We start from the raw sequence: 9,683 nt of genomic DNA on the forward strand, positions 1-9,683 counted from the left end.
GAGGAGGGGTGGGCATGCTCCATGTGGGCGTTGTCGGGGTGTTGGGTTGTCCGCGGTGGACTAAGCCGGGGTCTCCACCCGGCGCGTAACCCGGCCTCTGAGACCTGCTCAGGCCGGCGCGTCGAACCGCGCGCGCTCGCTCAGCAGGGTGCTCAGGTCCGCCCCGGGGCCGAGTTCCGCGGGGTTCGCGCCGCGCCGAAACAGGACGGCTCCGGCCGCTATCCCGCCGAGCGTCAGCCGGTCCGCGTCCCTGCGCAGCCAGGTGCCCTCGCGCAGCCCCACCACCGGCACGTCGTTCTCCTCCAGGAACTGTTCCAGCCGCTCGGCGCGGGTCTCGCCCATGTGGCCGAGGTCCGGCCGCGCGTCCAGGTAGTGCGGGTTGATCTGGAAGGGCAGCAGGCCCAGTGCCTCGAAGCTGGGCGGCTGGACGATCGGCATGTCATTGGTGGTGCGCAGGGTGGGACAGGCCATGTTGGTACCCGCGCTCGACCCGATGTACGGCACACCGGCCGCCACCCGCTCGCGGACGGCCCGCACCAGGCCGTGCTCGTGCAGGGCCTTCAGCAGCCGGAAGCTGTTGCCGCCGCCCACGAACACCGCCTCCGCGTCGCGGACGAGCGCGGCCGGGTCGGCGACGGTGTGCGCACCGGTCACCTCAAGACCCAGGGGCTCAAGGGCCTTTGCCACCTGGGCGGTGTAGCCGTCCCGGTCGGCCAGGGCGTACGGGACGAACACCAGCCGGCGTACGCCGTCGAGCAGGGCGCCGATCTCCTCCCGTGCGTGCTCCAGATAACCGCGGCCGGGAGCGGTGGAGTTGGACAGCAGCAGCAACTGCATGGCGGATGGCCCTTTCTGGGACGGGACGTGGTGGACGGGATGTGGTGACGGAAGAGATCTCTGGAGGGGGGCGGGCGGTGTGTGCGCCGGCGCCGGGCCCGGCGGGTGCCCGCTCAGCGCCCGTCGCGGCGCGGGGGGACATGCCGCGGGCGGGTCGGCGTCAGCAGCCTGCCCAGGTCCGCGGCGTGACTCTGCAGCGGGCCGACCAGCTCCTCCTGGCGGCCCCGCAGGTCCTGGAGAGCCGAGGCCAGGGACAGCGTGCCCACCGGACGCCTGCCGACGAGCACCGGGACCGCGAGCGCCGCGGTCTGCGGATCGTACTCGCCCTCGGAGTAGGCGTAACCGAGGCGCCGCACCTCGGCGAAGCGCTCCTCCAGCCGCACCGGGTCGGTCAGCGTGTTCTCGCTGAACCGCGCCATCGGACGGCCGTACAGCAGGACGGCCCGATCGCCGGGCGGCAGCATACCGAAGTAGGCCCGCGAGGTGGCCCCGGCGTGCGCCGGGTACAGCTCGCCCGCCAGGGCGTAGTAGCGCAGCGGCCCGGTCGCCCCGTCCGCGGCCGTGACACAGCGCATGTGGACCCCGTCCGGCACCGCGAAGAGCGCGCCGATGCCGACCGCCTCGGCGAGCGCCTCCAGAGCGGGCCGGACCAGGCTGGCCATGCCGCCGCCGCGCTCCCACACGCGTGACAGATGCCACACCGCCGGGCCCAGCCGGTAGCGGCGGGTGCGCTGGTCGGAGACCAGGAAGCCGCGGTACGCCAGCGCGGCCAGCAGCCGCTGCGCGACCGACTTGTCCAGGCCGAACTCCGCGGCCACTTCGGTGACGCCCCACTCCGGGCGCTCCCGGTCGAAGGACAGCAGGACATTGAGGACGCGGTCCGCGGTCTGGAGAGGTGGCGGACCGGTTACGGGTGACTGCTCGACCATGACGGAAGAGTAAACATTCCCGCATATCGAGAAAACATTGCGCTCGGCGGAACGGTCGGCCGACTCTGGGGCGCACCGGCCCCGGGCACCTCCTCATTCGCCGCAGGGGCCCTTCTGATGGATCTCCGCGGCGTCGCGACGCCCGGCACGCACGCCTGGGGGTCCCCCCACGCCCTTGAGGCAGTGGGGGAGCACGCACCGGACGCCGCTCCTACCTCCGCGGAGATCCATCAGAAGGGCCCCAGCCCGGGCCTGTCGGCCGCGTCACCCGCAATCCCGTCCTGAGAGGCCCCCGTGCTCAAACACGTCCTTGAGATCATCGAACTCCTCGACCGCCCGCAGACCAGCGGGGAACTGCTCGCCGACCACCTGCGGGCCGTTCAGACGGCGGCCGGCGCCGACCCGGCGACCGCTCCGCGGATCGAGGTACGCACCGTCGAAGGCGACAAGGGCAGCACGGACTTCGTCTCCGTCACCGTCCCCGGCCGCCGCGGCCGGACCGCGGGCGGCGACGCGCCGACCCTCGGCATCCTCGGCCGGCTCGGTGGAGTCGGCGCCCGGCCGGAGCGCATCGGCCTGGTCTCCGACGCCGACGGGGCGGTCGCGGCGCTGTCCGCCGCCGCCAAGCTGCTGGACATGCACGCCCGCGGCGATGTCCTGGACGGCGATGTCACCCTCTCCACGCACGTCTGCGGGTGGGCCCCCACCCAGCCGCACGACCCGGTGCCCTTCATGGACTCCCCGGTGGACACCCTGGTGTGCAACCGCGAGGAGATCTCCCCCGAGATGGACGCGGTCGTCTCCATCGACACCACCAAGGGCAACCGGCTGCTCAACCACCGCGGCCTCGCCCTGTCGCCGACCGTCCGCGAGGGCTGGATCCTCCGGGTGAGCGAGGACCTGGTGTCCATCCTGGAGACCGTCACCGGGGAGCCCGCGCGCGTGCTGCCCATCACCACGCAGGACATCACCCCGTACGGCAACGGGGTGCACCACCTCAACTCCATCCTCCAGCCCGCCGTCGCCACCAAGGCCCCGGTCGTCGGCCTCGCCATCACCGCCGCCACCGCCGTGGCCGGCTGCGCCACCGGCGCCAGCCACGAGACCGACATCGCGGCCGCCGCCCGGTTCGCGATCGAGACCGCCAAGGAGTTCGGCCGCGGAGTCGCGCGCTTCCTCGACGACGCGGAGTTCGCACGTCTGGTCGAGCTGTACGGCCCCATGACCCATCTGCAGGCGCCCGTCCCCGCGCAATGAGCCCACGCGCCCAGGAGTCCCCATGAACAACCCGAACACCCGGACCGCCGCGGAGGCCACCTCCGCGCGGGTCGAAGCTCACCCCAGAGCCTTCGAACCGGTCACCCTCGTCATCACCGTCCTGATGTCGGTCCTCGGCGCCCTGATCGGCATCGTGCTGATCACGTCGCTCGGCGTCTCTCCCAACACGGCCGTGATCGGCGCCCTGGTGGCGATGCTGATCGGGCGCATCCCGGTCGGCGTGCTGGCCCGGATGCGCTCCCAGCACCGGCAGAACCTGGTGCAGTCGGCGATCTCCGGCTCCACCTTCGCCGCCGCCAACTCCCTGCTCACCCCCATAGCCGTGCCCTTCGCCCTGGGCCGTACCGACCTGGTGTGGCCCATGCTGGGCGGCGCCGTCATCGGGCTGGCCGTCGACAGCTGGGTGCTGTACCGGGTGTTCGACTCCAAGCTGCTGCCCGCCACCGGCTCCTGGCCCGCGGGCATCGCCGCCGCCGAGACCATCAAGGCCGGGGACACCGGCGGGCGCAAGGCCGCGATCCTCGGCGTGGGCGCGGTCATCGGTGTGGTCGGCGCGCTGTTCAAGCTCCCCACCAGCGCCGCCGGCGTGGGCTTCCTGGGCAACATCTGGGCGCTCGCGATGTTCGGCATCGGTCTGGCCGTCGGCCAGTACGCCCCTGACTTCGGCTTCGACCTCGGCGCCGAGCGTGTGCCGCACGGCCTGATGATCGGCGCCGGTCTCGTCGCCCTGGTCCAGGCGCTGCTGCTGATGCGCAACCGCAAGGGGCGCGGCGACGGCGCGGCGGCGGACGCCGCACCCACCGCCTCCGACGACGACGAGCGCACGGTCCAGGCACCGCAGCTGCGCCGCGGCCTGCTGGAGGGCATGGTCCTCTTCCTGTGCGGCGCGGTCGTGGTCGCGATCGCCGGCGGAGTGGCCGGTGGCCTGTCCCTGCCCGCCCTGATCGGCTGGGTGGCGCTGGCCGGCGCCGCCGCCATCGTGCACCAGCTCATCGTGGGCCTCGCGGCGATGCACTCGGGGTGGTTCCCGGCCTTCGCCGTCACCCTGATCTTCCTGATCATCGGCCTGGTCCTGCACATCCCGACCGTTCCGCTCGCCCTCATGGTGGGCTACACGGCCTCCACCGGCCCCGCCTTCGCCGACCTCGGCTACGACTTCAAGGCCGGCTGGCTGCTGCGCCGGAACGCCGTGCCGTGGCAGCCCTTCGAGATCGAGGGACGGCGTCAGCAGTACCTCGCGCAGCTGGTCGGCTTCGGTGTCGCACTCGTCGTGGTCGCCATCGCCTGGAAGTCGTTCTTCTCGGACGGGCGGGTGCCCCCGGTGTCCGAGGTGTACGTGGCCACCATCAAGGGCGGCCTCGAACCCGGCACCATGACCACCATGCTGCTGTGGGCGATCCCCGGAGCGCTCGTCCAGTTCCTCGGCGGCCCGTCCCGGCAGATGGGCGTCCTGCTGGCCACCGGTCTGCTGGTGGCCACGCCCGACGCCGGGTGGATGGTGCTCGGCGCCCTGGCCGTCCGCCAGGCGTACACGATGTGGCGCCGTCGCGGACTGACCGACCCCGAGGCGCGCAAGGACTCCGACGAGCAGTCCGAGAACGATCTGTCGCTGGTGGGCGCGGGCCTGGTGGCCGGAAGCTCGCTGAACGACGTGGGCCAGCTCACGAAGGCCCTGTGACCCCCTGTCAGGAAGAGCCCTGTGACCACCTCCGCGGCCCTGTGACCCCCTCCGTGCGTCCTGTTCCCGAAACCCGAAGGAGCCACCCGTGACCACCCCGGCCCTCGGCCTCGTCACCATCGGCCAGGCCCCGCGCGCCGACCTGCGGCCCGACGCCGAACCGCTGCTCCCCGGGGTGCGCCTGGTGGAACACGGCGCGCTCGACGGCGAACGGTTCGACGGCCCCGCCGAGCCGGAGACCCGCCGGCTGCTGGCCCCCGAGCCCGGCGAGGCGCCGCTGGTCTCCCGGCTGCGCGACGGCGGCTCGGTGGTGCTCGGCCACAAGGCCCTCGTCCCGCGCATCGAGCGGGCCGTCGCCCGCGCGGAGGGGGACGGCGCCGCCGCGACGCTGCTGCTGTGCACCGGGCACTTCCCCGCCGTACGGGCGAGCCGGCCGCTGCTGTTCGCCGAACCGCTGGTGCTGCGCGGCGTCGCGGCCACCGTCGGCCCCGACCCGGTGGGCATCGTCTGCCCGCACCCGGACCAGGCCGAGGACGCGGTCCACCGCTGGTCCCAGGTGGCACCGGGCAGCGTCCGGGCCGCCCCCGCCAACCCGTACGCACCGCCGGAGCAGGCACTTCAGGAGGTGGCGGCAGCCGCACGCACCCTCGCCGAGGCCGGCAGTTCCTGGATCGTCCTGGACTGCATCGGCTACACCGAGCGGATGCGGCAGGCCGCCGTCCGCGCCGCCGGCCGCCCCGTCCTCCTGGCCAGGGCCATCGCCGTCCGCATGGCGGGGGAGGTGGTGGCCGCCTTCGGCCGCCCCTCCCAGGCGCCCGCGACCCACCCGGGGAGCGGCTCATGACCGCGCACATCGGCGTGATCCGCGTCCTCACCAGCGATGACACCGCGGCCGTGGCGGCCCACGGCAGGGTCATCGAGGAGCGGTACGGGATTCCGGCCGTCTCCCGCTGCATCCCCGGGCAGCCGTACGGCATCCACGACGACGAGTCCGAGCGCCGCGCCGAACCGAAGATCGTGTCCCTGGCCCGCGAACTGGCCGACGAAGGCGCCGGGACCCTGGTCATCAGCTGCGCCGCCGATCCGGCGCTGGCCCGCACGCGCGAGGCAGTCGGCGTGCCGGTCATCGGCGCGGGTTCGGCGGCCGCCGCCGTGGCGCTGGGCCTCGGCATCCGCGTAGGGGTACTGGGCATCAGGGACGAGGCGCCGCCCGCCGTGACGGCGGTCCTCGGCGAGCGCTTCGCCGGCGCGGCACGGCCGCGGGGAGTGCGCCGTACGACGGACCTGCTCGCCCCCGATGGCCCTGAAGCGGTGCTGGAGGCCGCGGCCGGTCTCGTCGAGGCCGGTGCGGACACCCTGCTGCTGGCCTGCACCGGACTGAACACGATCGGGGTCCGCCCACTGCTCGAGGACCGGCTGGGCGTGCCGGTCGTGGACCCGGTGCTCGCGGCGGGACTGCTGGCCTCGTACGCCCGTCGCCGCTGACCACGGGGGACGGGCTCGCCTCCTGAACCAGCGGCGCAGGAGGCATTGGACACGCACCCGGCCGTGTAAACGGTGAACTCCCCAGGCGGGGGCGTTAGATTGACTCGCTGATGGTGGACGCAGCGGCTGGTCTGGGGGCAAGGGCGATGAACAGCGACGGGACGCAGGACGCCCGGGGTACGCACACGAACCCCGTACCGCGTCCGGCGGGGCCTCCGGATGTGCCCGCGATGCCTCCCCGGCCGCCGCAGGCACCGGGCGCACCGCCGATGCCGGACGGATCGGGCTTCGTGAACTGGCTGCGCGCACCACGACCCGACGCGGCACCCGGCGTGTGGCGGTTCGGACACCGGCCGCGGCCCGCGGAGGAGCCCGAGGAGATTCCGACGCGGCAGTTGCTGAGCGGGGCGTTGATCGCCTTCCTGGTGGGATGGCTGATCTGGTCGCTGCTGCAGAACGGGTACCTCGGCGGCTGGTGGTGGGTGCCCCTCAACCTGATCACCCCGGACTCCTGGCGCGGCGCCGACAGCGAGCTCGGCGAGACCGGCACCTTCCTCGTGTACCGGGGCTACGAGCTGCTCGTCGCCCTCGCGATCATGGTCGGGGTGGCCCGGCTCGGCCGCTGGAGCGAGGTGTGGCGCCGCTTCGTCGCCCCCCGCTTCCGCCGGCCGGCGCCCCAGGAGGCGCCCCCCGCACCCCAGGACGACCCCGCCCAGTGGAACCAGCTCCGCGCGGCCGGAGCCGTCGACGCCGCCGAGCGGCTCGCCGCCGAGGCAAGCTCCGGGCTCATGCGGGACGTCGACCACGCCCGGATCCTCCGTGCCTGGCAGGGCGTGCTCAGCGGACGCCACAGCCTCGCCACCTTCAGCTCCGCCGTCCTCCAGGACGGCGCCGCCGCCTGCCTCCACCCCTCCGGAGAGCGCGACCTGCCGGCGCGGCTCGCCCGGCACGACCTGGTCACCGGACAGGTACGGCTCGGGACCACCGTGGAGGACGCCCGCAACCCGTACGCCTACCGCGGGGCCGGACTCGCCCTCGGGCCCGAGCTCCTCGGTACCTCACTCGTCGCCGTCGGCCCGGCCGGCTCCGGCAAGACCGGCTCCGTCGTCTGGCCCGTCGCCGAGTCGCTGTGCCTGCACGCCCTCGCCGGACGGGCTTCGGTCGTCGTCGTCGGTGCCGCGGGCGCCGGGCTCGGGCCCGCGGACGCGTACGACGTCGTCGTACGGATCGGGAACCCCGAATCGGTGCACGACCTCGACCTGTACGGCGGCACCATCGACCCCGACGAGGCGGCCGCCATACTCGCCGAGGCGCTGGTCGGGGACCTCGCCGACCCGCACCCCGGAGGCGACAGCCGCCGCTCCACCACCGTGCTCGCCCAGCTTCTCGGGCCGTTCCGCGCCGTCCACGGACGCTTCCCGTCCGTGCCCGAGCTGCGGCAGCTCCTGGACGGCGCACCCGGACCGCGGGACGCGCTCCGCAAGGCCCTCCAGGAGGCCGGAGAGGAGTCCCTGCTCCGTGAACTCGACGCGCGGGAGCGGCAGTCGGGGCACCCCGGGGATGTGGGATCGGTCCTCGCGGACCGGGTGGCGCTGCTGGACCGGCCCGCCTTTTCCGGTTTCTTCGACACGTCCGGGCAGTCCCGGCCCTTCTCGCTGAAGGCGCTCGACCATCCGGTGCGCGTGCGGATCGACCTGCCCGAGCGCGGGCACGCGGACGCCTCGCGGATCCTGGCCCGGCTGGTGCTCGCGCAGTTCACGGCCAGCGTGGCCGTCAGGGAGGACCGGTCGCTGTTCGCCTGCCTCGTCCTTGACGACGCCACCGGAGTGGTGACCCCCGAGGCCGTACGCGGCATCCAGCGGCTGCGGTCCGCCCACGCCGGGGCCGTCCTGACGCTGCGCACGCTCGACGACGTGCCCCGGCCGCTGCGCGGGCCGCTGCTCGGGGCGACCGGCTGCCGGATGGCACTGTCCGGGCTCACCCCCTGGGACGGGCAGGACTTCGCCGAGGTGTGGGGCAAGGAGTGGACCGAGGCCCGGGACGTCACCGACCGGCAGATCATCGCGGAGACGCCGGCCGGCAAGGCCCTGTACGTGCTGCGGCGCGTGATCACCGGGAACGCGCCGACCGCACGGGCCGTGACCGTGCGACAGGTCGAGCGGGAGCGGTGGTCCGCGTCCGAGCTGGCGCACGGGGTGCCGCCGGGGCACGCGGTGCTGTCGCTGACGAATGTGCAGGGGGAGCACGCGCCGCCGCTGCTGGTGGATCTGCGGAGCTGACGGTACGGGCCATTCGGACCTTACGGTCCGGCCGAATCGGCATAGGGTGTTCATACATCGCGGACAAATGATCACGCTGTTTGTGATCATTGCAGAAACTGTCCGTGTCCGACGCAGATTCTGTGAACACCTGAAGGCCATATGCCCCCGACGCTCGCCTCGCTCGTCCACCACTCCGCGCTCAAACTGACCGTGCGCGCCGGCACGGACGGCCTGGATGTGCCCGTCCGCTGGGCCCATGCGAGCGAGCTCGCCGACCCTGTGCCGTACATGGAGGGCGGGGAACTGCTGCTGATCACCGCGCTCAAGCTGGACGCGGAGGATCCCGAGACGATGCGGCGGTACGTGAAGCGGCTGGTGGGGGCCGGGGTCGTCGGACTCGGGTTCGCCGTCGGGGTGAACTACGAGGACGTGCCCGAGGCGCTCGTCGACGCGGCCGAGGGCGAGGGGCTGCCGCTGTTGGAGGTGCCGCGGCGCACGCCGTTCCTCGCCATCAGCAAGGCGGTCTCCGCCGCCATAGCCGCCGACCAGTACCGGGCCGTGACCGCCGGGTTCGCGGCCCAGCGCGAGCTCACCAAGCAGGCACTGAACGACGCGCCCGAGGGCCTGCTCGCCGCGCTCGCCACGCAGCTCGACGGGTGGGCCGCCCTTTACGACGCCTCCGGCGCCCTGGTGGCGACCGCGCCCGAGTGGGCCGGACGGCGGGCCGCCCGGCTCACCGCGGACGTCGAACGGTTGCGGGAACGGCCCGCGCCCGCGAGCGCGGTGGTCGGGAGTCCGGACGGGGACGGCGGTGGCGACCGGGTCGAGCTGCACTCCCTCGGCACCGGGCGGCGGCCCCGGGCCGCGCTCGCCGTGGGCACCGCCGCGGCACTGGGGACCGCCGAACGGTACGCCGTGCACTCGGCCATAGCGTTGCTGACGCTGACGACGGAGCGGTCGCGGTCGTTGCACGCGGCCGAGCAGCGGCTCGGGGCGGCGGTGCTGCGCATGCTGCTGGCCGGGGAGCCGGACCATGCGCGGGCCGTGGCCGGGGATCTGTACGGGGAACTGCTGGACGCTCCGTTCCGGATGATCCTCGCGGAGTCGACCTCGGCGTCGAAGCCCTTCGGGGCGGATGCGTCGCTGGTGGCCGGAAGGCCCCTGTCGGCCGATGCCGACGGTGACCCGCTCGGGCAGTTGGCCGAGGTGGTGGAG

Annotated in this window: 8 protein-coding genes; 6 read left to right on the forward strand and 2 right to left on the reverse strand. The window is 73.7% G+C overall.

Going from position 1 to position 9,683, the window contains the following annotated elements; translation table 11 throughout:
* Positions 1–108: 108 nt before the first annotated feature.
* The gene (gene pepE / locus FPZ41_RS41615; protein WP_152869460.1) at positions 109–837 is read right to left on the reverse strand and encodes a dipeptidase PepE; all 729 of its coding nucleotides are present in this window, start codon (positions 835–837) and stop codon (positions 109–111) included.
* 113 nt (positions 838–950) lie between these two features.
* Positions 951–1,766, reverse strand: a complete 816-nt coding sequence (locus FPZ41_RS41620; RefSeq protein WP_152869462.1) for an IclR family transcriptional regulator — start codon at positions 1,764–1,766, stop codon at positions 951–953.
* A gap of 294 nt (positions 1,767–2,060) precedes the next feature.
* Between FPZ41_RS41620 and FPZ41_RS41625 the strand changes: the two genes are divergently transcribed.
* The 6 genes from FPZ41_RS41625 to FPZ41_RS41650 all read left to right on the forward strand — a co-directional run.
* On the forward strand, positions 2,061–3,023 hold the full coding sequence (locus FPZ41_RS41625; protein WP_322621403.1) for a DUF1177 domain-containing protein: 963 nt from the start codon (positions 2,061–2,063) through the stop codon (positions 3,021–3,023).
* Positions 3,024–3,045: 22 nt separating this feature from the next.
* Positions 3,046–4,722: an OPT family oligopeptide transporter gene (locus tag FPZ41_RS41630; protein ID WP_152869465.1), complete on the forward strand. Its 1,677-nt coding sequence runs from the start codon at positions 3,046–3,048 to the stop codon at positions 4,720–4,722.
* Between the two features lie 88 nt (positions 4,723–4,810).
* Complete coding sequence (locus FPZ41_RS41635; protein ID WP_131569818.1) at positions 4,811–5,566, forward strand: AroM family protein; 756 nt, start codon at positions 4,811–4,813, stop codon at positions 5,564–5,566.
* A complete protein-coding gene (locus tag FPZ41_RS41640; RefSeq protein ID WP_152869467.1) occupies positions 5,563–6,207 on the forward strand; it encodes an aspartate/glutamate racemase family protein in 645 nt (214 codons plus the stop codon). The genes FPZ41_RS41635 and FPZ41_RS41640 overlap by 4 nt, the downstream gene beginning before the upstream one ends.
* 146 nt (positions 6,208–6,353) lie before the next feature.
* Positions 6,354–8,486 carry an ATP-binding protein gene (locus FPZ41_RS41645; RefSeq protein WP_152869469.1) on the forward strand — a complete coding sequence of 711 codons (2,133 nt, stop codon included), beginning with the start codon at positions 6,354–6,356 and terminating at the stop codon, positions 8,484–8,486.
* Positions 8,487–8,627: 141 nt separating this feature from the next.
* On the forward strand, positions 8,628–9,683 hold a 1,056-nt coding region (locus tag FPZ41_RS41650), incomplete at its 3' end, for a PucR family transcriptional regulator ligand-binding domain-containing protein (protein WP_194236401.1).

Source organism: Streptomyces acidicola, assembly GCF_009377235.1.
Lineage (GTDB): Bacteria > Actinomycetota > Actinomycetes > Streptomycetales > Streptomycetaceae > Streptomyces > Streptomyces acidicola.